Here is a 25,601-nt window from a genome sequence, read left to right on the forward strand (position 1 = left end):
CGATCTGACTCTTTGATAACAAAACGGTTACCCTTGAATTTCAACGACCGCTGATGATAGGTGATCCTGTGCGCTTGAAGACTGCAGCCTTGCTGGTGCTGCTGGGCCTGCTGACGATGCTGGCCGGCATTGGCCAGCTGACTTTCTGGGCTCCCTCCGAGACCGTGACGGCCTCGGTACCCAGTGACACTAAAGCTGCCCCGTTGACGGTGATCGACCAAAAGTTGATCGCTCTCCACGAGGGTCCGGTGAAGATCAAGATCCAAGGTGAAGGCAACTTCATCGTCGCCACCGGGCGTCCCGACGACGTCAACGCCTGGGTCGGAAAGACTGCCCACAACACGGTGACCGGCGTTTCCCAGGACCAGAAGTCCCTGGAAGTCTCCCCAGCCGATGGCGAAGCGACCGCGCCAAGCCCGGCGGGTTCGGACCTCTGGGTCAACACCGAGGACGGCAACGGCGAACTCGACTACACCTGGAACCCGCCTGCCGGCGGTGATTGGTCACTGCTGCTCGCCAGCGACGGCACCAAGCCGGCGCCGTCGTCGATCTCCATGACTTTCCCCAACAACGCCACCACCCCTTGGGCTGTGCCGCTCATTGTGCTGGGCATCATCATCATCCTCGCCGGCGCTGCCTTGCCGTTCGTCGCCAAGGCGCTCAGCAACCGCCGCAAGGACGGCGACAACAACGGAGGCAGTGGAGCGGGTTCCGACGAAGGGACCACGGCGCTCCCGGTTCAGCCTGCCGCTGACGACGCCGCCCATCGACCGGCTAAGGGCACCGACGGTTCGGCACTCCGTATCCCGGCTGTTGCTGCCGCCTTGGTGGCGGTCCTGGTTGGCGGGACGGCTGTTGCTGCCCAAGCGACACCGGCTCCGGCCACCAATTCGGGCACACCGAGCCCCTCCGCCTCCGGCGCGGCCGGCGGCCAGCCCGTCATGCTCGAATCGCAGCTGCAGCGCATCCTGGAGCAGGTAGCCAGCACCGTGGATGCCGCCGATGCTGCAAAGGATGCAGCAAAGCTGGCTCCGCGGGTGGACAAGATGGAATTGCAGGTCCGCACCGCCAACTACAAGATCCGTACAGCGGTCTCCGCGTACGAGCCCCGCATGCCGGTGCGCGCCACCAAGCTCCAAAGCAGTGTTATCAGCACCAAGCGTGACTGGCCGCGGACCGTATTCGCCCTCACCCAGGGCGATGGCAACGTGGTTCCCCAGGTTCTGACACTCGTGCAGCTTTCGCCCCGCGAGAACTACAAGCTGTGGGGGACCGCACCGCTCCAGCCCGGAACCAACTTCCCGTCCTTCCCGGTTCCGCGTGACGGCACCAAGCCGGCCGCAGCCGACGACAAGACCGGTTTGGCCTACAGCGGCAACGAGGCGTTGGGCATCCTCGGTGAAATGCTGACGACGCCCGACTCTCCGAACCGGAGCAAACTCGCGGACGGCCAGTCGTCGCCATACATTGCCGGTGCCCTTGCGTATCAGGCCGATACGGTCAAGAACGGGACGAGCGCCAACTTCAAGTTCGCCCATACTCCGGTCACCAACCAGACGGTTGTGTTGCGCACGGCCGATGGCGGGGCCTTGGTTGTGGGACGCCTGGACTTCTCCTTCGAGGGAACTCCGAAGGCTGCCGGAGACAAGCTCGTCCTCGAAGACGACTCCGCTGTCTTCGCCGGTGGCAAGGAGACCACCACAGGAATGAGCCTGAACTTCGCCGAGTCTGTTGCCGTCTACATTCCGCCGGCAGGGTCGTCCGATCCGATGAAGCTCGTGGCAGCCACCCGCGGGCTGGTGGGAGCAAGCTTCAAGTAGGCAGATGCCGCGCAGGCAGCGGCTAGAGTGGACGGTATGAGTTCGCCCGGATACCGACCCACTCCAGCCGCTGCCAGCCAGCTCAACCTTCGTGGCGCCGTCGACCTCTCGTCGTTGCGCCGCCCGCCTGCACCGCCGCAATCTCCTCCGCCGGCCACCGGTACCGGTCAAACCGCCGATGGGCAGCAATCAGGCGGTCCTTCACTTCGCGTGGATGCAACCGAAAGCAACTTCCAGGACCTGGTGCAGTTGTCAGGCCAGATTCCAGTGCTGTTCGTTCTTTGGTCCACCTATGCCGTTGAGTCTTCCGGCGTCCTTGATGCCGCGCAGCGCGTGGTGGAGAGCTACGGCGGACGCCTCGTCCTGGCCGCCGCGGACGTCGACTCCTTCCCCCAACTGGCCCAGGCCTTCCAGGTCCAGGCAGTTCCCACCGCCGTAGCCGTGATTAAGGGACAGCCCGTGCCGCTGTTCCAAGGTCCGGCGGATGATGCACAGATCCGCGGCCTCGTCGATGAGCTCCTCCAGGTCGCGGCTGCGAATGGCGTGACCGGCAGCATCGGCGATGCCTCCCAGGCGGGGGATGGCGAACCTGCCCCGCTGCCGCCGCTGCATCAGGCGGCCATCGACGCGATCGAAGCCGGCGACTACGCCGGAGCAGCAGCGGCCTACAAGCAGGCCCTTCTGGAACAACCTGCCGATTCCGATGCCAAGGCAGGCCTGGCCCAAGTGGAACTGATGTCCCGTTTGGAAAAACTCTCCGCGCCGGAAGCCGAAAGCCTCAGGGAACTGGCTGCCCGGGAGCCCGACAACCTCGAGGCCCAGCTGGGAGTGGCCGACCTCGATGTCTCCGGAGGCCACATCGAGGATGGTTTCAACCGGATCATCGCGTTCATTGGCCGCAACTTCGGGCCGGAACGGGAGACAGCACGCGTCCGCCTCTTGGAACTGTTTGAAGTAGTGGGAACCACGGATGAGCGTGTGGCCAAGGCGCGCCAAGGACTGGCAAGGGTTCTGTTCTAGTGCCCTCGGCTCTGTTCAGCCCCCTTCAGCTGCGTTCGCTCACTATTCCGCACCGCGGGTGGGTTTCCCCGATGTGCCAGTACAGTTGCACCCCCGAAACGGGCGAAGGTGTCCCCAACGACTGGCATTTGATGCACCTCGGCTCCTTTGCTGCCGGTGGCGCCGCCCTGATCATGACCGAGGCGGCCGCCGTAAATCCGGTGGGGCGGATCAGCCCCCGCGATGCCGGAATCTACTCAGATCAACAAGCCGGGTCGTGGGAACGGATCGTGCAATTCGTGCACCGCCACGGCGCCGTCGACTGCAAAATCGGGGCGCAGTTGGCGCACGCAGGGCGTAAGGCCTCCACGTACTGGCCGTTCTCCGGCAAGTCCGGATCCGTACCTGCAACCGACGGCGGTTGGGACACACTGGGGCCCACGGACGGCGCCTTCGACGGCTACGCTGCTCCCTCGGCCATGACCGAAGAGCAAATCCTTGGTGTCGTGGCGGACTTTGCCCAAGCGGCCGAACGTGCGGTGGCCGTGGGTTTCGACACCGTCGAGATCCACGGCGCCCACGGATACTTGTTGCACCAGTTCCAAAGCCCGCTCATCAACACCCGCAGCGACCGCTGGGGAGGAGATGAGGAGGGGCGAAACCGCCTGATGTTGACGGTGGTGGATGCCGTGCGCGCCGTTATTCCGGATTCAATGCCGCTGCTGCTGAGAATCTCCGCGACGGACTGGGCCGACGGGGGAGTGGACGTGGAAGCGTCCGTCCGGCTCGCCGCCGCCGCGGCCGCCCGCGGTGTGGACCTGGTGGATGTGTCCAGCGGGGGTGCAGTCGCCCACCAATCCATCAAGGCCGCGCCGGGCTACCAAGCCGGATTCGCCGAACGCGTGAAGCACGACGCCGGTGTCCCCACCGGTGCCGTGGGCCTCCTCACCAGTCCGGCCCAGGCTGAGGACATAGTGGCGAACGGACGCGCCGATGCTGTGTTCATGGCCCGGGCAGCGTTGCGGGATCCACACTGGTGGTTGCGGGCTGCCTACGAGCTGGGCCACGACATCAACTGGGTTCCGCAGTACGAACGGGCCATTCCCCGCCACGGTTTCTAGGTCCGGCGCCGTCGTGGCGGGGCGAGGCTAGGCTGGAGCCATGACCGAACCAGACCATCAGGCCACCGGCCAGCCCTTGCCCGAATCCATGCCGCCCATGGCCTCCCGGCTACCGCCGTCCGGCGAGCATGCAGGGATGCCGGTTGCAGCCCTGTCCATCCGGGGACTCGCCAAGCGCTTTGGTGAGAAGATCGCCGTCGACGGCATCAACCTGGAGGTTCCGCCCGGTTCGTTCTTTGGCATGGTGGGTCCGAACGGTGCGGGCAAGACCACCACGCTGTCGATGGCCACCGGCTTGTTGCGTCCGGACTTCGGGACGGCCCTGGTGCACGGCGTGGACATCTGGACCCGTCCTTTGGAGGCCAAGAAACTGATGGGCGTATTGCCCGACGGCGTTCGCCTTTTCGACCGCCTGACGGGCGAGCAACTGGTCACTTATGCCGGCTTGCTGCGGGGAATGGAACGGGACGTGGTGGTATCGCGCGTTGCCGAACTCCTGGCGGCCTTCGATCTTGAAGCTGACGCCGGTTCACTGGTGGTGGACTACTCGGCAGGCATGACCAAGAAGATAGCCCTGGCATCGGCGCTGATCCATGCGCCGCGGCTGCTGGTTCTGGATGAGCCCTTTGAAGCGGTGGACCCGGTGTCTGCCGCCAATATCCGGGGAATCCTGGAGGCCTATGTTTCCTCGGGCGGCACGGTCATTGTGTCGAGCCACGTCATGGACCTGGTCCAGCGCATGTGCAGCCACGTAGCCGTCGTCGCCGGTGGACGGATCCTGGCCGCGGGTTCGGTGGACGAGGTGCGGGCGGGCACTTCGCTTGAGGAACGCTTTGTCCAGCTGGTAGGCGGCGGTCATCGGACAGAGGGGCTGGAATGGTTGCGCACCTTCTGAGACTCAAATGGCGGTTGCTCCTTAACGGCTTCAAGCGAAGCCCTCTCCAATTGGTCGGAATCGGCCTGGGGCTGCTTTACACGCTGGGGATGCTCACCCTCCTGGTGACGGGGCTGATCGCGCTGCGGTGGGTCGACGCCGAGATTGCCCACACCGTGGTGGTGCTCGGCGGGGCGGCGGCGGTCATAGGGTGGGGCGTCATTCCGCTGATTGCATCGGCCGCCGATATGACGCTGGATCCTTCGCGGTTCACCACCTTTGCCATCCCTCCCCGGGAGCTCTTGGCAGGACTGGCCCTGGCAGGCTTTATCGGCATTCCCGGTCTTGCCACTTTGCTGGCTTCCCTTGGAACGGTTGGCACCTGGTCCCGTGGCTTTCCGTCCGCAGCGGGCGCATTGCTCGGGGCCTTGCTGGGTGCGTTGACCTGCGTGGTGCTGTCCAAGGTGGTTACCACAGCCACGGCCGGCCTGGCAGCTTCCCGCCGGTTCAAAGACGTGAGCAGCCTGGTGGTTTTTGTGCCGCTGGTGCTGCTTGGTCCCATCATGGCGGGCATTGCGGAAGGCATCCGCGGGAGCGGGGACTACCTGCAACAACTGGCCGGCGCTGTGTCCTGGACGCCGCTTGGAGCGGCTTGGTCCTTGGGCGGCGACTTGGAACGGGGCCACGCAGGTGCCGCCGTTGTCAAGGCAGTGATAGCCGTGGCCACCGTAGCCGTGCTGTTCCTGTTCTGGCATCTCTTGCTGCAACGCGCGTTGGTCACTCCGCCCTATTCCGGGGGCTCCGCGAAAAAGGGCGGCAAGCTTGGGCTGTTTGCCCTCCTGCCGGGAACCCCGGCAGGAGCGGTGGCCGCCAGGGCCTTGGTCTATTGGTTGAAGGACCCCAGGTATGCGGGATCCTTGGTGGTGGTTCCGCTCCTTCCGGTGATCTTCTCCTTTGGCGCTAACCAGAGCGGCAGTTACGGGCTGCTCATGATACTGGGCCCCTTGACCGCATTCATGATGGCGTGGTCCATTTCGGCGGACATCTCCTATGACAACACTGCCTTCGCCCTCCATCTTGCTTCCGGCGTGCGGGGCGTTGACGACCGCGTGGGCCGTGCCGCCGCATGCCTCGCGATTTCGTTGCCATTGGTCCTTGTTTTCACTGCCGGGCCCCTGTTCATCACGGGGGATTGGGCCTGGTTGCCCAACCTGCTTGGCCTGTCCCTGGGGACGTTGTTCACCGGCCTGGGCTTGTCCTCCGTGATTTCGGCCCGTTACAACGTTGCCGTTCCGCTGCCCGGCGACAGCCCGTTCAAGAAGCCCCCGGGCAATGTTGCCCAGACCCTCGCGGTTCAGGGCGTCGGCATGTTGGCTCTAACCGTTCTCCTCCTCCCGGAGCTGGCCCTTGTCATAGTCCAGTTGGTAAGTGGCGGACCGGAGGCCGGATGGATCAATCTTGTGGTGGGTCCTTTGCTAGGCGGTGTGCTGCTGGTGGTGGGCGTGCGGCTGGGAGGCAAATGGCTGGATGCGCGAGGTCCCGAGATGTATGCCCAATTGAGCGTGAACCGCTGAAGACGTAACACCCTGCCCACAGTTGTGGGACATGGGATATCCTCAGAGTTAAGAAGTCAACCGACGTAGAAAGGCCGTGACGATGGAAGTTGTCATTCTCCCTGGCACCAAGCAGATCGGCGCCCTCGCCGCAGACGCCATTGAGGCGCTTGTCAGGCGCAAGCCCAATGCGGTGCTGGGCTTGGCTACCGGCTCCTCGCCACTGCCGATCTACGACGAACTCGCCAGGCGTTACGACGCCGGCGGACTTGATTTCAGCGAGGCCCACGGATTCGCCCTGGACGAATATGTCGGCTTGGAGCCTGGACATCCCGAGTCGTACCGCGAGGTCATCAGGCGTGAGTTCACCAACAGGGTGAACATCAAGCCGGAAAACGTCCACGGGCCCAACGGCGCCGCCGAGGACCTTGAAGCGGCCTGCCAGGCATATGAGGACGCTATCAAGGCCGTGGGTGGAGTGGACCTCCAGATCCTGGGGGTGGGAACGGACGGCCACATCGGCTTCAATGAGCCCGGTTCGTCGTTGGCTTCCCGGACACGCATCAAAACGCTGATCGAGCAAACCCGGAAGGACAATGCCCGCTTTTTCGACAGCATCGATGATGTACCGCACCACGTGGTTACCCAGGGCCTCGGCACCATCATGGACGCCAAGCACGTGATCCTGGTTGCTACCGGAGCGCAGAAAGCCCAGGCTGTGCGCGATTTCGTCGAGGGCCCCGTGGCGGCGATTTGCGCGGCGTCCGTGCTGCAAATGCACCCGCACGCCACGATCCTGGTGGATGAAGCGGCGGCTTCCTCGCTGAAGTTGGCCGACTACTACCGCCACACCTACGACAACAAGCCGGAGTGGCAGGGCCTGTAGACGGTAAGATGGATGCCATGACTACGCTGCCTCCGGATCCATTCGAAAACGACCCCATGCGCGAGCTTTCCGGAGCCGGAACGTCCACTGCCACCATTGAGCGCGAAGAGACGCGCCAGGAAGTGGAACCCGGCGATCGTGAGCGTTTTGCGCACTACGTCCGCAAGGAAAAGATCATGGAATCCGCGATGACCGGGGAGCCGGTCATTGCGCTGTGCGGCAAGGTCTGGACACCGGGACGCGATCCCCAAAAATTCCCCGTGTGCCCGGAATGCAAGGAGATCTACGAAGGCCTCCGTCCCGGCAATGACGGTGGAAAAGACGGCGGCCCGGGCAACTCCAAGTAGTGGGTGGGAAGAAGAAACAGGCCCTTGTTGATCCTTTCCGCGTAGCGGTCTGCTGCCGCGTGCCGGGAGAAATACCGGAACCGCTGGCCGCTGCCACCTGCTTGGGGGACTTCGCATGACTGAAACACTTTTTGGTGGCCCATCCCTGCCTCCGGCGTACCCGGAACGTGCAGCCTGGGGCACGGCTCCGAAGCTTCGCGCGTGGCAGCAGGAGGCTTTGGACCTTTACATGAGCCGGGCGCCGAAGGACTTCCTGGCCGTGGCAACGCCCGGCGCCGGAAAGACCACCTTCGCGCTCCGCATTGCCTCCACCCTGCTGGACAGCGGCGTGGTGAACCGGGTGACGATCGTCGCTCCCACGGATCACCTCAAGAGGCAATGGGCAGACGCGGCAGCCCGCGTGGGAATTGCGATCGATCCCAACTTCAAGAACTCCGACGGCCAGCACGGCCGCGGGTTCGTTGGGGTGGCGGTGACCTATGCGCAGGTGGCCAGCAAACCCATGCTGCACCGGGCCAAGACGGAAGCTGCCCGGACCCTGGTGATCCTTGACGAGATCCACCACGGCGGTGAAGCGCTCTCCTGGGGTGACGGACTCCGCGAGGCCTTTGATCCTGCCGCAAGGCGCCTCTCCTTGACGGGTACGCCGTTCCGTTCGGACACCTCGCCGATTCCGTTCGTCGAGTACGCCGAGGACAGGGACGGCGTCCGCCGGTCCAAGGCCGATTACACCTACGGTTACGGCAATGCCCTGCGGGACCACGTTGTCCGTCCCGTGCTCTTCATGGCGTATTCGGGTCAGATGCGTTGGCGTACCAGCGCAGGTGACGAAATGGCGGCTTCCCTCGGGGAGGCCGCAGTGACGAAGGACATTACCTCCCAGGCGTGGCGTACCGCTTTGAATCCGGCCGGCGAATGGATTCCTGCCGTGCTCGCGGCCGCTGACAAGCGCTTGAGCGAAGTCCGCCGCACCGTGCCCGATGCCGGTGCCCTGGTGATCGCCACCGACCACGAGGACGCGCGTGCCTATGCCGGGCAGCTGAAGAAGATCACGGGGGAGTCGCCCACGGTGATCCTCTCCGATGATTCGAAGGCCTCCAACAAGATCGAGGAATTCTCCGCGGGGGAGAAGCGCTGGATGGTGGCTGTCCGCATGGTGTCCGAGGGCGTGGACGTTCCGCGTCTTGCTGTGGGCGTCTACGCAACGTCCACTTCCACGCCGTTGTTCTTCGCCCAGGCCGTCGGCCGTTTTGTCCGTGCGCGCAAGAGGGGCGAAACGGCGTCGGTCTTCCTGCCTTCCGTACCTCCGCTGATGGCGCTTGCCAACACCATGGAGGCCGAACGCGACCACGCCCTGGACCGTCCCGAGAAGGATGAGGACGGACTCTTCAACCCGGAAGAGAACCTCATGGCGGAGGCCAATCGCGAAGACAAGGCCTCGGATGAGCTCACCAAGGGCAAGTTCGAAGCCCTGGATTCGCAGGCGTCCTTTGACCGTGTCCTGTTCGACGGCGGTGAATTCGGTACCGGAGCAGACATCGGGTCCGACGAAGAGCTGGACTTTCTGGGCATCCCCGGCCTCCTGGATGCCGACCAGGTTGGCATGCTGCTCCGCCAACGCCAGCACGAGCAGCAATCGCGGAAGAAGCGGAAAGCCCCGGCCGCCGAGGCAGCCCCAACGGTGCCGGACCATCGGATGCTGATGGACCTGCGCAACGAGCTCGCCAAGAACGTTTCTGCTTGGTCCGCCCGGACGGGAACGCCCCATGGCGTGGTCCACACCAAGCTCCGTGAGGTGTGTGGCGGTCCCGCCGTGGCCCAGGCAAACGAAGAGCAACTGCAGGCGCGGTTGCGCAAACTCCAGGACTGGTTCATCGGCCGCAAGTAGCGCGCTGCCCTTGCGTTCCTCTCTCACATCCCGGCGTGTTTGGGCGGTTCCTCTCTCACTGTGGCCTCCAACGACGAAACGCCCTCCCGAAAAGGAGGGCGTTTCGTCGTTTGTTGTTTACCTCGTACTCCCGTTCCGGGGCGGGATGTGAGAGAGCGTTTAGGGAACCGGGGCGGGACGTGAGAGAGCGTCAGTCGCGTTCGACTTCGACGCCGGCGGCCTCCAGTTCGTCGTATACGCCCTCAAGGTCTTCGGCGATTCCGGCGGTGAGTTCGGCGATGACCGTTGTGGTGTACCCGGCCTGCACGGCGTCGAGCGCGGTTGCCTTGACGCAGTAGTCCGTTGCCAGGCCTACCACCACTACTTCCTCGACGTCGTGGCTTTGCAGCCAGTCATCGAGGCCGATTGCGTCCTCATCGAGCACCTCGGTCACGGTGGCACCGGCCTTCAGGTCGCCGGTCGGAACGTCGTCCTCGGGCGCGAGGACTCCTTCGAAGCCGGAGTATGCCGCCGTGTATTGGCCCTTGCGGAAGTAGGCCTGGATGAACTCGGGATCGAGATCCTCATGGAGTTCGGCGCCCCTGGTCCGGGCGCGGCAGTGCGGCGGCCAGGAGTCCACCATGTCCGGCTCGTCGGAGAAGTGGCTGCCTGGTTCTATGTGCCAGTCCTGCGTGGCCACGATGTGGTCGAAGTGCTGCTGGTTTGCATCGACGTAATCGCTGATGGCTCCGGCTACTGCGGCGCCGCCTTCGACGGCCAGCGTTCCGCCCTCGCAGAAGTCGTTTTGCACGTCGACAATGATCAAAGCCCTGGACATCAGTCCTCCTCGTAAATGGTGGGGATCGCCGGTTCGCCGCGCTGGAGGCGGTTCACGACGGCGGGCAGTTCGGCCATGCTGGCTGCGTGGCGTTCCTTTGCCCGGACCACCCCTTCGGGCCCGGTCCAGCCGGGCAGGAGTTCGCCGTTCTTGATGAACTGCTGCAGTAGCGAGCGGTCGTTGCCGTCGTCCTCGGGACGGTGCCCAATGCCCACTACTTCATGGGTGGCTTTGCCGCGTTCGTTGAGCTTCCGCAGCGCGTACTTCCGGCCTCCAACGCTCGCCTTGTTCTTGGCTGCTTTCGCTACCGAAATGAACTCGCCGGAGTCGTTGGTCCGGCTGACCAGTTTGTAGACCATGCTTGCCGTGGGGGCGCCTGAGCCGGTGACCAGCGAGGTGCCCACTCCGTAGGAGTCCACCGGCGCGGACTGCAGCGCCGCGATGGCGAACTCGTCAAGATCCGAGGTGACCACAATGCGCGTATTGACATTGCCGAGGTCGTCCAGGAGTTGCCGGACCCACTGAGCCTGGGCCACGAGGTCCCCGGAGTCCAACCGGACGGCGCCGAGCTTGTCTCCGGCCAGTTCGACGGCGGTCCGCACCGCCTTCTCGACGTCGTACGTATCCACCAGAAGCGAGGTTCCCGGGCCGAAAGCGGCGATCTGTGCCTCGAATGCTTCGCGTTCGGTGTCGTGGAGGAGCGTAAAGGAGTGCGCCGCGGTCCCGACGGTCCTGATCCCATAGCGGCGGCCGGCTTCGAGGTTCGAGGTGCTGGCGAAGCCGGCAATCACGGCGGCGCGTGCTGCCGCCGTCGCCGATTCCTCCTGGGTGCGCCGGGAGCCCATCTCGATGCAGGGGCGGTTACCTGCTGCCGAGGTCATGCGGGACGCGGCGGAGGCAATGGCGCTGTCGTGATTGAGGACGGACAGGATGTACGTCTCCAGGATGCAGGCTTCCGCGAAAGTGGATTCCACGATGAGGATGGGAGAATTGGGGAAGTAGGCATCGCCTTCCGCATAACCCCAGATGTCACCGTTGAATTTGTAATCGGCGAGGTAATCCAGGGTTTCCTGGTTCACCACCTTGTTTTTCGCGAGGAATTCGAGTTCGGCATCCCCGAACCTGAAATCGGCGATGCCCTGAAGGAGCCTTCCGGTTCCCCCCACCACGCCGTAACGCCGCCCGTCCGGCAGGCGCCGGGCAAAGGCTTCGAAGACGGAACGGCGGTGCGCGGCGCCCGAATGGAGGGCAGCCTGAAGCATCGTCAATTCGTAATGGTCTGTGTACAAGGAAGTTGCGGGATGGTCCCAGGACGTGGCTCTACTCACGAATTCACTCTAGTGCGAGCCGCCATAGAATGGACAGATGACCCCTAGCGTTGCGTTTGGCACGGACATCGACGAGCGGACGGAAGCTGCAGAGCTGACCTCCACCGATGTCCTGACCGCCCCGGACATCCCCTGGAACCTGGTGATCTGGAATGATCCCGTGAACCTCATGAGCTACGTCAGCTATGTATTCCAGAGTTACTTCGGCTACTCGGAATCCAAGGCCCACAAACTCATGATGGAAGTCCACCGGAAGGGCCGGTCCATCGTGGCGCACGGCAGCAAGGAACAAGTGGAGCAGCACGCCGTGGCAATGCACGGCTTCGGATTGTGGGCCACTGTGGAGAAGGCCGCGAGCGGCAACCAGACACCCGGGAAGGGCGGCCGCCAGAGTGGCTAAGGCATTCAAATACGGACTTAAGGGCATCACCGGCTATCTGGAACCGGCCGAACGGGATCTCCTCAGAGGGCTCCTGAACGATGTCATCTCCATGCTCGAGTCCGAAGCCCGGGAGAACGAGGACCCCCTGGCCGCCCTCATCGGCCTGGACATGGACGTCAGGAAGCCCAGCGACCGTGCGCTCCTGCGGCTGTTGCCCAACGTGGTCAAGGACGACGACGAGGCCTCCTTGGAGTTCCGGCAGCTGACCGAACGCTCCGTCCGCGAGAGCAAGATCGGCGCGCTGCGGGCAACGGCCATGGGATTGGACAAGGACGATCTTGTGCTGAGCCCCGACGACGCCAAACGGTGGTCCATGGCCCTCAACGATGTCCGCTTGGTCCTTGCCGAGCGCCTTGATATCAGGGATGAGGCCGACGCCGACCATATCCACAGCATGCAGGATTGGAGCCAGGCCGAGGACGTGGAGAGCTATCTGGCACTGGTCTACAACTTCACCACCTGGCTGCAGGAATCACTGGTGCAGTCGATGCTGGCGGCCCGGGGAGCAAAATCCTGATCGGAACCGCTGCGGCCGCGCACCACCGTGTGACAAATCAGACACGACGGTGGAGACGCAGCTAATAGCCGCAAACCAAGCGAAGCCTTATTCTCGAATAATCATGACAACAGCCGCGGCCAACTCAACAGGCATCTCCAATGAACTCATGGGCGCACGTCCCATCGGAGTCTTCGATTCCGGCGTTGGAGGATTGACGGTAGCCCGCTCCATCATCGACCAACTGCCCAATGAGTCCATTCTGTACGTGGGCGACACCGCAAACGGGCCGTATGGGCCGTTGCCCATCGCCGAGGTGCGGGCCAACGCCCTGGGGGTCATGGACGAACTGGTGGATTCCGGCGTCAAGCTCCTGACCATTGCCTGCAACTCCGCCTCCGCTGCCGTGTTGCGTGATGCCCGGGAGCGCTACACGGCACGGTACGGGATTCCCGTCATCGAAGTGATCCAGCCTGCCGTGCGGCGCGCGGTTTCGGCCACGCGCTCCGGTCGCATCGGCGTCATGGGCACGTCAGCCACCGTCGGCTCCCGGGCGTACGAGGATACTTTTGCTGCGGCACCGGACCTTGCCATCACCTCGGTGGCCTGTCCGTCATTCGTGAGCTTCGTTGAGGCCGGGATCACCACCGGGCCGGAGTTGCTTGCTGCGGCCAACGAATACCTTGAGCCGCTGAAACACGCAGGCGTGGATACCGTGGTCCTGGGTTGTACGCACTACCCGCTGTTGACCGGCGTTATTTCGTTCGTGATGGGGGAGGACGTGACCCTTGTCTCCAGCGCCGAAGAGACCGCCAAGGATGTTTATCGCGCCCTCGCCAACGGTGGCATCCAGCGCACCGATTCCAGCGCTCCAAGCCACGAGTTCATCGCCACGGGAGACGCTGCCCAGTTCGAAACCCTTGCCCGCCGGTTCCTGGGGCCCGAGGTCCTGTCCGTTAAGCATGTAGACCACGTGTCAGCCCAATACCCCACGGGCAGCCTGGCCCGGATCACGCCCGAAATGCTGGCGGCAGCGCGTGCCGGCGGCGGCATCTCGCGCCGTTCCTATTTTGTGGAGCCGGGCACCGAAAACCTGGCCGGTCCGGAGCGTAACCTGTGAAGCTGACCATTGTGGGCTGCACCGGCTCGTTTCCCGGTCCCGGGTCACCGGCGTCGTGCTATCTGGTGACCGCCCACGACGGTGAGCGCGAGTGGAAGATTGTCATGGACCTGGGCAGTGGAGCTTTGGGGGCCATCCAGCGCTATACGGACCTCGAGGACATCGACGCGATCTTCCTGACCCACCTGCACCCGGACCACTGCATGGATCTTTGTGGCCTGCATGTGGCGGTGCGCTGGAAGCCCGGCGGCTGGGGCAGGGACCGACTTCCTGTCTGGGGTCCGGCTGCGACTGCCGACAGGATGGCGACGGCCTACGGGTTGGACCTGGATCCCGGGATGCATGAGGAATTCGATTTCACCAACTGGGCCGAGCAGAAGCCAGTCACTGTGGGGCCGTTCACCGTCACGCCCTTCGGCGTCAACCACCCGGTGGAAGAGGCCTATGCACTGCGAGTTACGGCCACCGAGCCTGGCAAGGACGGCACCCCGGTTACCAAGGTCCTTACCTACTCCGGCGATACGGACTCCTGCCAGGGACTGGAAGACGCAGCCCAGGGTGCGGACCTCTTCCTGTGCGAAGCGGCTTTTGAAGAGGGCCGTGACGATGCCATCAAGGATGTCCACCTGACCGGAAAACGTGCAGGCGAGGCGGCCACCAAGGCCGGTGCCAAGCGGCTGCTGCTCACCCATATCCCCGTGTGGACCTCGCAGACCAAGGTGATGTCCGAGGCGAAGCCTGTCTTCCCCGGTGACGTGGCGGTAGCCGTGGCAGGGGTCCACTACACGATCTAGCCCGGCCGGGTCCCGGTCCTCGATAAGCTTGGGACATGACTTCAGAAGCAACTGCCACACCCGTCATCCGCGCCGACGGCCGGACTCCCGATCAACTACGGCCCATCAGCATCACCAGGGGCTGGTCCAAGCAGGCCGAAGGCTCTGCCCTCATTGAATTCGGAAACACCCGGGTGCTGTGCACTGCTTCCCTGACCGAGGGCGTTCCGCGCTGGCTCAAGGGTGAAGGCCGCGGCTGGGTCACTGCCGAATACGCCATGCTGCCCCGCGCCACCAATACGCGTTCCGACCGCGAATCCGTCAAGGGCAAGATCGGCGGGCGTACTCACGAGATCTCCCGGCTGATCGGACGGTCGCTGCGCTCCATCATCGATACCAAGGCCCTCGGCGAGAACACGATCGTCCTTGACTGCGACGTCCTGCAGGCCGACGGCGGCACCCGTACTGCCGCCATCACCGGCGCCTATGTGGCGCTCGCCGAAGCGATCCGTTTTGCCCGCGAGAACAAACTGATCTCCCGCAATGCCGAACCCTTGGTGGACACCATCGCAGCCGTGTCCGTGGGCATCATCGACGGCGTTCCGATGCTGGACCTGCCGTACGTGGAAGATGTACGAGCAGAGACCGATATGAACGTGGTGGTCACCGGCTCCGGGAAGTTCGTGGAGGTACAAGGTACAGCCGAGGGCGCTCCCTTCGACCGGGATGAGCTCAACGCGTTGCTGGACCTCGCCTTGATCGGCACCGGGCAGCTGGCTGCCATCCAGCGCGAGACCCTGGCGGAGGCCCCGTGAGCGGCAGCGCAGCATCGAACGGCGCCCGCCTGGTCCTGGCCACCCACAACAAGGGCAAGCTGAAGGAACTCCGGGAACTCCTGCGCGGCCAGGTTGCCGGCCTCGACGTCGACACGCAGGTGGTGGACGCGGCCGCTGCCGGTGCTCCGGACGTTGCGGAAACGGGCGTGACGTTCGCCGAGAACTCGCTCCTGAAGGCGCGTGCCGTGGCCGAAGCCACCGGATTGATCGCGATTGCCGACGACTCCGGCCTCGCTGTGGACGTCCTCGGCGGCGCACCGGGAATCTTTTCCGCGCGGTGGTCCGGCAAGCACGGCGACGACGTGGCGAACCTTCAGTTGCTCCTGGCCCAGCTGTCCGATGTGCCGGACGCCGCCCGTGGTGCTGCCTTCATCTGCGCGGCAGCTCTGGCCGTGCCGGCCGAGGACGGCATAGCCCACGAGACCGTGGAGTACGGGCAACTGGAAGGGACTTTGCTGCGGGAACCCCGCGGTGAGGGCGGGTTCGGCTACGATCCCGTGCTGCAGCCCAAAGGCATGGACCGCAGCTGTGCCGAGTTGAGCTTCGAGGAAAAGAACGCGATCAGCCACCGTGGCCAGGCTTTCCGTGCCTTGCTGCCGGCGATCGTGAAGGCACTTTCCTGAGCTCGGACCCGACAGCACCGTAGAACGCAAAAGGCGCCCCGCAGCAGCGGGGCGCCTTTTCTGTCAGTGAGTCCTAGTGCTCGCCATGCTTTTCGGGTTCGTGCTCGTCAATGAACTCCTCCACAGGGTCGGTGCCCTGCGCTGCGGCCTTGCGCTTGGCCAGGATGCCGCGGAGTACCTCAATGGCAACGGGGATCACCGAGATCAGGACGATCACGATGAAGATGATGTCCAGGTTGTCGCGCACCCACGGCACGCGGTCGCCCAGCAGGTATCCCAGCAGGGTGACGCCGCCGCCCCAGAGCACTGCGCCGATGACGTTGAAGAGGAAGAATTTCCGCTTGTCCATCTGGGCTACACCCACGATGACGGGGACGAACGTGCGGATGATCGGGACGAAACGGGCCAGGATGAGGGCCTTACCGCCGTGCTTCTCGAAGAATGCGTGGGCACTCTCGACGTTTTCCTTCTTGAACAGCCGGGAATCAGGCCTGTTGAAGATTGCCGGACCTGCTTTGGAACCGATGAGGTAGCCGGTCTGGTTGCCGATGATGGCGGAAACGATGATGAGGGCCGCCAATCCCCAGATATTGAACTTGATGGTGTCCGTAGCCACCAGGAGGCCTGCGGTGAAGAGCATGGAGTCACCCGGCAGGAAGAAACCCACCAGAAGGCCCGTCTCGGCGAAAACGATGCCGCAAACCAGCAGCACCACCCAAGGGGCCAAGCCGGGGTCGGCCAGGAAGATCTGGGGGTTCAGCCAGTCAGGCAAGAAGGAGGCCATGGGCGGCCGCACCGGTCCCGCGCCCCCAAAGGTGGATACGGCAAAGTCGCTCAAAGCAGAAAGGATCACCGGTTAAGCCTACTGGACCGGCGCCGTCGGAACTTCCCGGGAGGCTGGTGAAAGCCTGTGAGTTGCCGGCTCGTTAGCCGTGCCCATGTAGCTTTGGCCACAGTCGGCGCGGGTGGGGCCGCCCCGCCGTTGCAAACGGCCGGCGGCGGTCTTTTCCGCCTGTACCCTTGACCAGTGGCATTGGACTTTACGGCGATCGACTTCGAAACAGCCAACGGCTTCAGGGGGTCGCCCTGCTCGGTCGGGCTCAGCAAGGTCCGTAACGGCGTGGTGGTGGAAGAGGCCTCATGGCTGATGCGCCCACCGGAGCACCACGACCACTTCGAGTTCCACAACACCCGCATCCACGGAATCAGGGCAGAAGACGTTGTGGGGAAGCCTCGTTTTGGCGAACTGTTTCCCGAGATCGGGGCCTTTATCGGGGAGGACGTGCTGGCAGCGCACAATGCCGCCTTCGACCTCGGTGTGATCCGATCAGGCTTGGAGGTCTCGGGGCTGCCCGGCCCGGCCTACGAGTACGTCTGCACCGTGATGTTGTCCAGGCGTTGCTACTCACTGGTCTCCAACTCACTTCCGTACGCGGCCGAGGAGGCCGGCGTTCCCCTGGTCAACCACCATGACGCCGCGGAAGACGCCCGCGCCTGCGCGGGAATCCTGGTGGACATCGCCCGGCGGAACAACGCCAACAGCATCGCCGAGCTTTACCTCTCCCTGGGAATCGCGCTGCCGAGGCAACAGGCTTTCGACCCGGCTCAAGGCCTTTCGAAGGCGACCCTGGCCGCACTCGCGGGAAAGGTCCCGGGGCCCCGGGACGGTAACGGCCGGCCGGGGGCAGGGGATGGCGCCGCCACCCGCGGTTGGTCTGCGTGGCCCGAAGAAGGTCCCAATCCACTGCCGAATCCCGGAGCTGAACCCGGTCATCCGCTGTTCGGCCAGACCGTGGTGTTCACCGGGGATTTGGCCATAACCCGCCCCGAGGCTAAATCACGGGCCGCCGACATGGGGGCACGGCCCGAAAGCCGGGTGACCGCCCGCACTACCGTCCTGGTGGTGGGCGATGGATTCGTCGCCGGAGACCTGCGCGCGGGGCGCCTGACGGGTAAGGCCAAGCGCGTCCTGGAACTGCACGCCAAGGGCCAGCAAATCGAAGTGGTCTCCGAAGGCGAATTCCTGCAGATGGTAGGCGGCAGCTGAGACCCGGCCGCCGGTGGCCCTGGCTGTGGTGACCCTCGTGACCGGCTGGGGCTGGGGCCTGGTGTTGCTGGCAACCGGTTTCTGGCTGCGCGTACTCTTCGGCCCGCGTATTTCCCCCTTCGCCCTGTTGTCAGTCAAAGTCCTTGCAACGCGCCTGGGCGGGGCCAAGCTCGTCGCCGGTCCTCCCAAGCGCTTCGCCCAAGGTATCGGAGCCGCCTTGACGACTGCCGCCGTCGTGCTTTTCTTTGCCGGCCTCCCGCTGGGAGCCTGGATCCTGCTGGGTCTCCTGATCGTGGCGGCATCGCTGGAATCCTTTGTTGGCTTCTGCCTCGGATGCGCGATTTTCGGATTCCTGCAGGACCGCGGGCTGATTCCTGACGACATCTGCGAAGCCTGCAGCAACTTTGCGCTCCGCCAGCCGCAGGCCGGCGTCAGCCGGTAGTCACCGCGAGCAGGCGCGAGGCCATGCCGCGGATCACCTCGGGACCTTCGAGGGCTTCCAGCCATTCCATCGGCAGGCATTCTTCCCCGTACAGGGCTCCGAGGATGTTCCCTGCGATGGAACCCGTGGAATCGCTGTCCCCGCTGTGGTTGACGGCAAGGACGACGGCCTTCCGGAAATGCTCTTCAGGGCTGCCTCCCGCCGTGGCAAGCGCAGCGTAAAGCCCGACGGCGAGGGCCTCCTCGGCGACCCACCCCTCGCCGAGAGCCGCCGTCAGTTCGTCGGGACCCAGTAGGGTGCCATCGGCGGAAAGCCGCAGGGCCTCGTGCAGGCGCTCCATAAGTTCCGGCGCCTTGGTGGGAAGGGCTTCCACATGCTGGAGCGCCCTCGTGGCGGCGGAACGGACATCGTGGCCGGCAATCACATGGTGGATCAGGAGGCTGAAGGCTGCCGCGCTCAGGCGTGCCGACGGGTGACCGTGGGTCAGTGATGCGGCATCCATGCTCAGCTTGGCCACGGCTTGCGGAGGGATGTGGGGGACCAGTCCAAAGGGGGCCGAGCGCATCACTGTTCCGCAGCCTTTGGAGTCAGGGTTGACGGGCCGGGCGGCGGTACCCATCTCGCCGGAGGCCAGGCCGCTGAGGCACGCATTGCCGGGCGCACGCCGGTGACGCAGGACTTCCTGCCCATCGATCCATCGCGGCTGCGGAACCGGGGCGGCGGAAGACGCCGCAACATCCTGGGTCGCCAACCATCGCAGGTAAGCCAGCCAGAGGCAGGCGATCTCGTCCGCGGCGACGCCGTCGTTGGCCCATTCGAGGGCTTCCACGAGCCCGTCCACGGTGTAGAGCGTCATCTGGGTGTCGTCGGAGAAGTGGCTGCCGCCGTCGAGCTGAGCAAAGGACGTGAGGCCCCCCGCCCCGAACTTGGCGTGGATGGCGCCGATGGCGTCGAACTCCACCGCGTAGCCGAGGGAGTCGCCCAAGGCGCCGCCCAACAAGGTGGCGTGGACACGGGATTCGAAGGAGGGTGCGGGGGAGGAGGCTTCTACGCTCATGCCAGTAATTTACCGTGCCCGTGCACGGGCGCTGATATGGTGGGGAAGCTGCTCAGCCCTAGGAAACCTGGAGAAACAAACGTGCGTGAACCGGCTTGGCGACGGACCGGCAAGACCCCCGACTACAGGTTTTCGCTGGCCAACGAACGCACCTTCCTTGCTTGGATCCGGACGTCGCTGGCCCTCCTGGCCGGTGCCGTAGCGATCGACCAGTTGGCGCCGAACATCGCACCGCAGCCCGTGCGCTTGGTCCTGTGCGTCCTGCTGTCCGTGATCGGAGCCGGGCTGGCGGTCCTTTCCTACCGCCGCTGGGGCCAAATGGAAGCAGCAATGCGGAACGACCAGGCCCTGCCGTTTTCCAGGGTGATGCTTTTCATGACCATTGTGGTTGCCGTAGCGGCGTTCGCCTTCGCCGTGCTGATTTTGGTGGCCAGGTGACAGCGGCAGCTTCCCTGGCCGGCACCGCGCCGTGAGTGCGGAAATCCGTGATCCCGGGCTGCAGCCGGAGCGGACAACACTCGCTTGGCGGCGGACGCTGATTTCACTGGTGGTAGTGGACCTGTTCATTTGGCGCCGCTGGTTGTCTGCCGCGCCCGCTCCGCACCCCGCCGGGTGGCCGGGGCTGGATTTTGAGGGCATATGCGCGCTTATGGCCGCGGCGGCCACGGTCGTCTGGGGCTGTGCCGTGTGGATCCGCTCGCGGGAACTCCACACGGGCAACATTGCCGCGCCAGCGTGGCTGATGATGCTCAGTACCATCGCAGTGGTGGCACTGGGCGCCTCAGCAATCGCGGCCATCGCATTGGGCGGGTAGGCTCAGTGAAGCGCCGCAGCACGGTATGCCTTGATTGGTCCCCAGCTGTTCCCCAGATTCAGCTGGCAGGATATTCAAGGTTTTGCCCCCTACCGTAAGGAACCCTCCCGCCATGTCTTCGCCCGTCCCCGCCCCCGCAGAGCATTCGCCCGGATTGATAGCCCGGCTGGGAGCGGAAGCGTTGGGAACGATGTTCCTGGTGCTGGTGGCTGCGGGAACGAAGATTTTCTCGACCCAGCAGGGCGGGCCGGCAACGGCGCTCGCAACCGGCTTGGCTGTTGCCGCGGCCATGATCGCGTTTGGATACGTTTCCGGGGGACACTTCAACCCGGCCATCACGCTGGGAAACCTTATCGCAGGCCGCATCCGTGCCGTCGCTGCGCTGGCCTATGTCATCGCCCAGGTTCTGGGTGCGGTCATCGGCGCAGCCCTGGTCTATTTCGTGGTGCTGGCCTCGCCGGTGCTCAGCGATTCCCGCGCCGCCCTGGGCACCGCCGCCGCAGGCTTTGGTGAACACTCTGCCGCCCAGACGCAGATGGCAGGTGTCCTTCTTCTTGAAGTGATTGGTACTGCCTTACTGGTGGGCGTCTTCCTTGGTGCCACCGCGGGGCGCCGGGCCTTGCCGGTCCTGGCACCCTTCGCGGTGGGCCTTGCCACAGCGGTACTTCTCCAGTTCGGCGAAGTGCTCGGCAACCTCCCCTTCAACCCCGCACGTGCCACCGGACAGGCGTTCTTCAGCCCCGCCTGGGCCCTTGACGGCCTCTGGCTGTTCTGGGTGGCGCCGCTGCTGGGTGCGGCCCTTGCCGGCTTTGTTTTCCGTGGCTTCAGTGATGCCGGCGCCCGTGCGCTCCAGCCGGAGGAACCCGAAGCGGTGACGGCTCAGGCGGACGACGCCGGGGAAGCCGTTCCGGCGGAGGCTCCTGGCCAATCGGCCCGCCAGGCGCTTGCGGCAGACGACGCCCGCGATTTCTTCGACGGCAAGAAGGGCTAGGAACCGGACGGGTTCGACGCCGGACGGCTTGCCTACCCTTTTTTGTCGGTGCCCACCGTTAGCTTGAAAATATGCGGTTACTTCATACCTCGGACTGGCACCTTGGCCGGTCGTTCCACGGTGTCGGGATGCTTGACGCGCAGCGCAGCTTCGTGGACCAGCTGGTCTCCTTCGTCGCCTCGGAGTCCGTTGACGTCGTCCTGATCGCGGGCGATGTCTACGATCGCGCGTTGCCCGGACTCGACGTCGTGAAATTGCTGGATGAGGCGCTGGTACGCATCACCGACGCCGGGGCCACAGTGGTCCTGACCAGCGGCAACCATGATTCCGCCATCCGGTTGGGCTTCGCTTCGCGGTTGTTGGAACGCGGTGGAGTGCACTTGCGGACCCGTATCGAGGACCTGGATGTTCCGGTACTCCTTCCACACGTGGACTCCGGAGCCACGGTGGCGATTTACGGCATCCCTTACCTGGAGCCGCGCCTCGTGGCAGAGCGCTTGGGAGTGGATGAGGCCAACCACTTCGACGTGACCAAGGAAGCCACGGAACGGATCCGGCGTGATGTGGAAAGCCGCAGGACTGCAGGGCCGGTGCTCCCCGTGGTGCTGGCACACACCTTCGCCAGTGGTGGAATCACCTCGGACAGCGAACGCGATCTCAGCATCGGCGGGCTCGGCGCCGTTCCGCTGGACCTTTTCGAAGACTTTGCCTACACGGCTCTGGGCCATTTGCACGGCAAGCAGGAACTGGCGCCCCATGTCCGCTACTCCGGCTCGCCACTGGCGTACTCCTTCTCCGAGGCCAGGCACCGCAAGGGAGCGTGGCTCGTGGAGTTCGGCAAGAACGGGGCACCGGATGTCAAAGAGGTCCTGTGGGAGGCTCCCCGGGAGCTCGCGATCCTCCGGGGCACGCTGGCTGAACTCCTGGAGTCGCCGGATCACGCCTGGGCGGAGACCGCCTTTTGCCAAGTCACCCTGACTGACGCGCGGCGTCCGGCCCAGGCCATGGAGCAGCTACGCACCAGGTTTCCCGACACCCTGGTCCTTTCCTTTGACCCGGAGGGGGTTGAGGCCAAAGAGATCTCCACCTACAGCAGTAGGCTTGCCGCTGCCGAGGACGATCTCGGAATCTGCTGCGGCTTCCTTGAACACGTCCGGGGCCGCGCCCCCGAAGAAGCGGAGCAGTCCGCACTCCGGGAAGCCCTCGAAGCCGCGCGTTTGGAGGAGGCAGAGCTGTGAGGATCCACCGGCTGGAAATCGAGGCATTCGGACCCTTCGCCGATGCCCAGCACATTGATTTTGACCACCTCGCTTCCCAAGGCCTTTTCCTGCTGAACGGTGCCACAGGGGCCGGTAAGACCAGCATCCTGGATGCCATTTGCTTTGCCTTGTACGGAGCTGTCCCGGGAGCCCGGCAGGAAGGCAAGCGCCTCCGGAGCGATCACGCCGCGCCAACGGCCGAACCGCGGGTTGTTTGTGAATTTTCCGCGCGGGGCCGCCGATTTGAAGTGACGCGCTCGCCTGCCTGGGATCGTCCAAGTGCACGAGGTCGGAACGGGTTCACCACCCAGCAAGCGAAGACGTTGTTGCGCGAGCGGGTTGCGGGTGCTTGGAAGGAAAAATCCTCCCGGAACGATGAGGTAGGCGCCGAACTCTCGGATGTCCTGGGTATGGACCGGGAACAGTTCACCAGGGTGGTCATGCTGCCCCAGGGAGACTTTGCTGCGTTCCTGCGGTCCAAAGCCAATGACCGGCTGGAACTGCTGCAGAAGCTTTTTGGGACCGAGCGTTTCGAAGCGGTCGAAAAGCAGGTGGGGCGACTCGCCGGCGAGGCCGCCCGGGCAGTCGAGGACAACGCAGCGGGGCTCAAACTGCTGTTGGACAGGGCAGCTTCTGAATGGGACAACCTCGGACTGGACCACGCAGGACCTGATGGGGGCGCCGAGGCTCCCGCATCGGATGCCGCGGCAGCTCCGGAAGAATGGCTCGCAGATTTGGAAACGGCGGTTCAAGCCGAGCGGGACCGGAGGGAAGCACAGGCCGCCGCCGCTGAGGCAGAGGCCGGCCGCCTGGCGGAAAAGCTCCATGCGGACCGGGACAAGGCCCGCCGCCACGCGCGACTCGCCTCAGCCATGCAACGCCGCGTCCTTCTTGAGCTCGCGGCGCCCAGGGCGTTGGAAGACAAGGAACGGCTTGGGCGGCACCGCCGTGCGGCCGTCCTGAAGGGACACCTTGATGCGGCCGCGAACGCGGCCCGGAAACACAGTGACGCACTCTTCGCAGTGGAAGAAAGCCGTGCTCGGCTCTTTGAAGCAGGCCTGGACAACGCAAACCCGGCGGCGGCGCTCGAATCCACCAAAACGGCCGTTGCGCTGGTCGAGGCCCGCGTCTCGGATGAGCAACGTATGGAGGACATCGCCGCCAGGATCGCGCAGAAGCTCGGCGAACAGGCAACGGCCAACGCTGCTGCGCAGCAGGCACAGCAGGCATTGGATGCCTTGGCAGATGAGGAATCCGCCGTTCGGGCGGACATCGAGCCGCTCGAACCGCAGGCAGCCAAGGCCGACGACGCTGAACGTGCGGCTGCGGACGCCTTTGAGCTGGTGGAGTTGGTGTCCCGTTATGCCCGGGCGGCAGGGGAACGCGACGCCGCCGAGGCTCGTCACGCTGAGGCCCGGGCGGCATCGCAGGACTGCCGCCAAGAGTGGCTGGATCTCAGGGAAGCGCGCTTGGCCAACGCTGCCGGGGAACTGGCGGCAGCCCTGATGGATGGCGAACCATGCGCAGTATGTGGCAGCCCGGAGCATCCTCATCCGGCCGTCGCCGCGCAAACGGCCCTGTCCATCGCCCACGACGAAGAGCAGGCAAGCATCCGGCTGGAGGCCAGCGAACAAGTCCTGGTAAGGACGGCTGGGGACCTGTCGTCCGCAGAGCAGTTGCTGGCCGGGTTGGCTGCCCAGGGCGGTGCCGTGGACGCGGTCGAGGCACAGGACCGCTTGGAGCTCGCCAAGGCGGAAGCGGTGGCCGCACGGGCAGCGGCCCGGCGCCTCGCCTCCTTGCAGGGGAGGCAGGATGAACTTCGCCGCCGCATGGAGGTCCTCCGCGAAGAGCATGCCGCCTCCGTTGCGGCCGCAGGTCAAGCTGGTTCGCTGGCGGAGCTCCTCCAGGAACAGCATGCCGGGTTGGAATCTGAACTGGCCGGGCTGAAGTTGGACTTCTCAACTTTGCGCGCGCGGCTGGCTGCGTTAGTGGAAGAACGGAATCTCCTGCAAGCGGCAGTGGAGGCCGGGCAGCAGGCGGTTCAGGCCAAACGCTCCAGCGAGGACGCTGTTGCAGCCCTGGACAAGGCGCTGCCGGAAGCCGGTTTCGCTTCTTCCGAGGAAGCCCGCCGGGAACTTCTTCCTGCATCCGACGTCGTGGCGTTGGAGAAGTCGCTCAGCGACTTCGACCACGAGGCCGCCCGGCTTGATGAACTGTTCGCTGCAGAAGACCTTGTCCTGGCGGGGAAGGAAGCGGCCGCCGGGGAGCTCCCGCCGGCAGAACCGGAGTTGGCCGCGGCGGAAACGCAGGCCGCGCTGGCTGCCAAATCCGCAAGGGACCTTGTTCTCTCGGCCAGCATGGCAGGAAAAGCCGTCCTCACTCTCAGCCGGATCCGGTCTGACTATGTGGAGCTTGCCGGCACCGGGAAGGAACCCCGCGAACGGGCACGCGTCCTCGCAGGCCTGGCTGACACGCTGCGCGGTGCCGGGGAGAACACTTACCGAATGAGCCTGAACAGCTACGTCTTGGCCGCGCGGCTGGAACAAGTGGCCGCCGCGGCGTCGGAGCGTTTGGTGACCATGAGCGATGGCCGGTACACGCTGCACCACAGCGATGCAAAGGCGGCGAGGGGCGCCAAGTCCGGACTGGGCCTCGAAGTGGTTGATGAGTGGACCGGTCAGCGGCGCGATACCTCTACGTTGTCCGGCGGTGAATCATTCATGGCCTCGTTGTCGCTGGCTCTTGGTCTGGCGGACGTCGTGCAGCAGGAGGCCGGGGGCGTGGACATCGAAACGCTCTTCGTGGACGAAGGCTTTGGAAGCCTGGATGAGCAGGCGCTGGAACAAGTCATGGATGCCTTGGAAGGATTGCGGGCCGGCGGCCGGGTGGTGGGACTGGTCAGTCACGTTGCAGAGATGAAGCAACGCATCACCAGCCAACTCCAGGTGGTCAAGGGCCGCCACGGCTCCACAGTGAAGGTCGTGGAAGCCGCGCCCGCCTGAGCGGCATCCGATAGACTTGGTTCGTTACCGGGTCGCGCGCATCGGGAGGAGGGACGATGCGCAAAC

Annotated in this window: 25 protein-coding genes; 21 read left to right on the forward strand and 4 right to left on the reverse strand. The window is 64.7% G+C overall.

The window, feature by feature from the left end; genetic code table 11:
- The first annotated feature begins 53 nt into the window (after positions 1–53).
- From ACIPY2_RS02265 to ACIPY2_RS02300, 8 genes are all read left to right on the forward strand, one after another.
- Positions 54–1,820, forward strand: coding sequence for a hypothetical protein (locus ACIPY2_RS02265; RefSeq protein WP_400264757.1), 1,767 nt, complete (start codon positions 54–56; stop codon positions 1,818–1,820).
- Positions 1,821–1,856: 36 nt separating this feature from the next.
- Positions 1,857–2,840, forward strand: a complete 984-nt coding sequence (locus ACIPY2_RS02270; protein WP_400264758.1) for a co-chaperone YbbN — start codon at positions 1,857–1,859, stop codon at positions 2,838–2,840.
- On the forward strand, positions 2,840–3,940 hold the full coding sequence (locus tag ACIPY2_RS02275; RefSeq protein WP_400264759.1) for an NADH:flavin oxidoreductase/NADH oxidase: 1,101 nt from the start codon (positions 2,840–2,842) through the stop codon (positions 3,938–3,940). Before ACIPY2_RS02270 ends, ACIPY2_RS02275 begins: the two co-directional genes overlap by 1 nt.
- 88 nt (positions 3,941–4,028) lie before the next feature.
- Positions 4,029–4,835 carry an ABC transporter ATP-binding protein gene (locus ACIPY2_RS02280; protein ID WP_400265096.1) on the forward strand — a complete coding sequence of 269 codons (807 nt, stop codon included), beginning with the start codon at positions 4,029–4,031 and terminating at the stop codon, positions 4,833–4,835.
- A complete protein-coding gene (locus ACIPY2_RS02285; protein WP_400264760.1) occupies positions 4,817–6,388 on the forward strand; it encodes a transporter in 1,572 nt (523 codons plus the stop codon). The genes ACIPY2_RS02280 and ACIPY2_RS02285 overlap by 19 nt, the downstream gene beginning before the upstream one ends.
- An 82-nt stretch (positions 6,389–6,470) precedes the next feature.
- The gene (nagB, locus tag ACIPY2_RS02290; protein ID WP_400264761.1) at positions 6,471–7,253 is read left to right on the forward strand and encodes a glucosamine-6-phosphate deaminase; all 783 of its coding nucleotides are present in this window, start codon (positions 6,471–6,473) and stop codon (positions 7,251–7,253) included.
- A gap of 8 nt (positions 7,254–7,261) precedes the next feature.
- Positions 7,262–7,600 (forward strand): DUF3039 domain-containing protein, encoded by a 339-nt coding sequence (locus ACIPY2_RS02295; protein ID WP_400264762.1) that lies wholly within the window; start codon positions 7,262–7,264, stop codon positions 7,598–7,600.
- A gap of 115 nt (positions 7,601–7,715) precedes the next feature.
- Complete coding sequence (locus tag ACIPY2_RS02300; RefSeq protein ID WP_400264763.1) at positions 7,716–9,488, forward strand: DEAD/DEAH box helicase; 1,773 nt, start codon at positions 7,716–7,718, stop codon at positions 9,486–9,488.
- Between the two features lie 190 nt (positions 9,489–9,678).
- Here ACIPY2_RS02300 and ACIPY2_RS02305 read toward each other — a convergent pair whose 3' ends face one another.
- Together ACIPY2_RS02305 and ACIPY2_RS02310 are read right to left on the reverse strand one after the other, a co-directional pair.
- Positions 9,679–10,305, reverse strand: a complete 627-nt coding sequence (locus ACIPY2_RS02305) for an isochorismatase family protein (protein ID WP_400264764.1) — start codon at positions 10,303–10,305, stop codon at positions 9,679–9,681.
- Entirely contained in the window at positions 10,305–11,633 is a 1,329-nt protein-coding gene (locus tag ACIPY2_RS02310; RefSeq protein WP_400264765.1) for a nicotinate phosphoribosyltransferase, read from the reverse strand. Before ACIPY2_RS02310 ends, ACIPY2_RS02305 begins: the two co-directional genes overlap by 1 nt.
- Before the next feature lie 37 nt (positions 11,634–11,670).
- Here ACIPY2_RS02310 and clpS point away from each other — a divergent pair, with 37 nt between their 5' ends.
- From clpS to rdgB, 6 genes are all read left to right on the forward strand, one after another.
- Complete coding sequence (gene clpS, locus ACIPY2_RS02315) at positions 11,671–12,033, forward strand: ATP-dependent Clp protease adapter ClpS (RefSeq protein WP_387435904.1); 363 nt, start codon at positions 11,671–11,673, stop codon at positions 12,031–12,033.
- The gene (locus ACIPY2_RS02320) at positions 12,026–12,592 is read left to right on the forward strand and encodes a DUF2017 domain-containing protein (RefSeq protein ID WP_400264766.1); all 567 of its coding nucleotides are present in this window, start codon (positions 12,026–12,028) and stop codon (positions 12,590–12,592) included. Before clpS ends, ACIPY2_RS02320 begins: the two co-directional genes overlap by 8 nt.
- A 103-nt stretch (positions 12,593–12,695) precedes the next feature.
- Positions 12,696–13,691, forward strand: a complete 996-nt coding sequence (gene murI / locus ACIPY2_RS02325) for a glutamate racemase (RefSeq protein ID WP_400264767.1) — start codon at positions 12,696–12,698, stop codon at positions 13,689–13,691.
- A complete protein-coding gene (locus ACIPY2_RS02330) occupies positions 13,688–14,485 on the forward strand; it encodes an MBL fold metallo-hydrolase (protein ID WP_400264768.1) in 798 nt (265 codons plus the stop codon). Before murI ends, ACIPY2_RS02330 begins: the two co-directional genes overlap by 4 nt.
- 35 nt (positions 14,486–14,520) lie before the next feature.
- Positions 14,521–15,279: a ribonuclease PH gene (rph, locus tag ACIPY2_RS02335; protein WP_347107797.1), complete on the forward strand. Its 759-nt coding sequence runs from the start codon at positions 14,521–14,523 to the stop codon at positions 15,277–15,279.
- Complete coding sequence (gene rdgB / locus ACIPY2_RS02340; RefSeq protein WP_400264769.1) at positions 15,276–15,923, forward strand: RdgB/HAM1 family non-canonical purine NTP pyrophosphatase; 648 nt, start codon at positions 15,276–15,278, stop codon at positions 15,921–15,923. The genes rph and rdgB overlap by 4 nt, the downstream gene beginning before the upstream one ends.
- Positions 15,924–15,996: 73 nt before the next feature.
- Here the strand turns inward: rdgB and ACIPY2_RS02345 are convergent, their stop codons facing one another.
- A complete protein-coding gene (locus tag ACIPY2_RS02345; RefSeq protein ID WP_400265097.1) occupies positions 15,997–16,761 on the reverse strand; it encodes a DedA family protein in 765 nt (254 codons plus the stop codon).
- A 189-nt stretch (positions 16,762–16,950) separates the two neighbouring features.
- Here ACIPY2_RS02345 and ACIPY2_RS02350 point away from each other — a divergent pair, with 189 nt between their 5' ends.
- Positions 16,951–17,970 carry an exonuclease domain-containing protein gene (locus tag ACIPY2_RS02350; protein WP_400264770.1) on the forward strand — a complete coding sequence of 340 codons (1,020 nt, stop codon included), beginning with the start codon at positions 16,951–16,953 and terminating at the stop codon, positions 17,968–17,970.
- Between the two features lie 13 nt (positions 17,971–17,983).
- Complete coding sequence (locus tag ACIPY2_RS02355) at positions 17,984–18,412, forward strand: DUF4395 domain-containing protein (protein WP_400264771.1); 429 nt, start codon at positions 17,984–17,986, stop codon at positions 18,410–18,412.
- Here ACIPY2_RS02355 and ACIPY2_RS02360 read toward each other — a convergent pair.
- A complete protein-coding gene (locus ACIPY2_RS02360) occupies positions 18,402–19,469 on the reverse strand; it encodes an ADP-ribosylglycohydrolase family protein (RefSeq protein ID WP_400264772.1) in 1,068 nt (355 codons plus the stop codon). The genes ACIPY2_RS02355 and ACIPY2_RS02360 overlap by 11 nt on opposite strands.
- A gap of 81 nt (positions 19,470–19,550) precedes the next feature.
- Here ACIPY2_RS02360 and ACIPY2_RS02365 point away from each other — a divergent pair, with 81 nt between their 5' ends.
- The 5 genes from ACIPY2_RS02365 to ACIPY2_RS02385 all read left to right on the forward strand — a co-directional run bounded on the left by ACIPY2_RS02365 (position 19,551) and on the right by ACIPY2_RS02385 (position 25,535).
- Positions 19,551–19,907 carry a YidH family protein gene (locus ACIPY2_RS02365; protein ID WP_387435924.1) on the forward strand — a complete coding sequence of 119 codons (357 nt, stop codon included), beginning with the start codon at positions 19,551–19,553 and terminating at the stop codon, positions 19,905–19,907.
- Between the two features lie 31 nt (positions 19,908–19,938).
- The gene (locus ACIPY2_RS02370) at positions 19,939–20,283 is read left to right on the forward strand and encodes a DUF202 domain-containing protein (protein WP_400264773.1); all 345 of its coding nucleotides are present in this window, start codon (positions 19,939–19,941) and stop codon (positions 20,281–20,283) included.
- Positions 20,284–20,395: 112 nt separating this feature from the next.
- Positions 20,396–21,274 carry an MIP/aquaporin family protein gene (locus ACIPY2_RS02375; RefSeq protein ID WP_400264774.1) on the forward strand — a complete coding sequence of 293 codons (879 nt, stop codon included), beginning with the start codon at positions 20,396–20,398 and terminating at the stop codon, positions 21,272–21,274.
- 71 nt (positions 21,275–21,345) lie between these two features.
- Positions 21,346–22,512, forward strand: coding sequence for an exonuclease SbcCD subunit D (locus tag ACIPY2_RS02380; protein ID WP_400264775.1), 1,167 nt, complete (start codon positions 21,346–21,348; stop codon positions 22,510–22,512).
- The gene (locus tag ACIPY2_RS02385) at positions 22,509–25,535 is read left to right on the forward strand and encodes an AAA family ATPase (protein WP_400264776.1); all 3,027 of its coding nucleotides are present in this window, start codon (positions 22,509–22,511) and stop codon (positions 25,533–25,535) included. The genes ACIPY2_RS02380 and ACIPY2_RS02385 overlap by 4 nt, the downstream gene beginning before the upstream one ends.
- The last annotated feature ends 66 nt before the right edge of the window (positions 25,536–25,601 follow it).

Source organism: Paenarthrobacter sp. NPDC089675 (assembly GCF_044749185.1).
GTDB lineage: Bacteria > Actinomycetota > Actinomycetes > Actinomycetales > Micrococcaceae > Arthrobacter.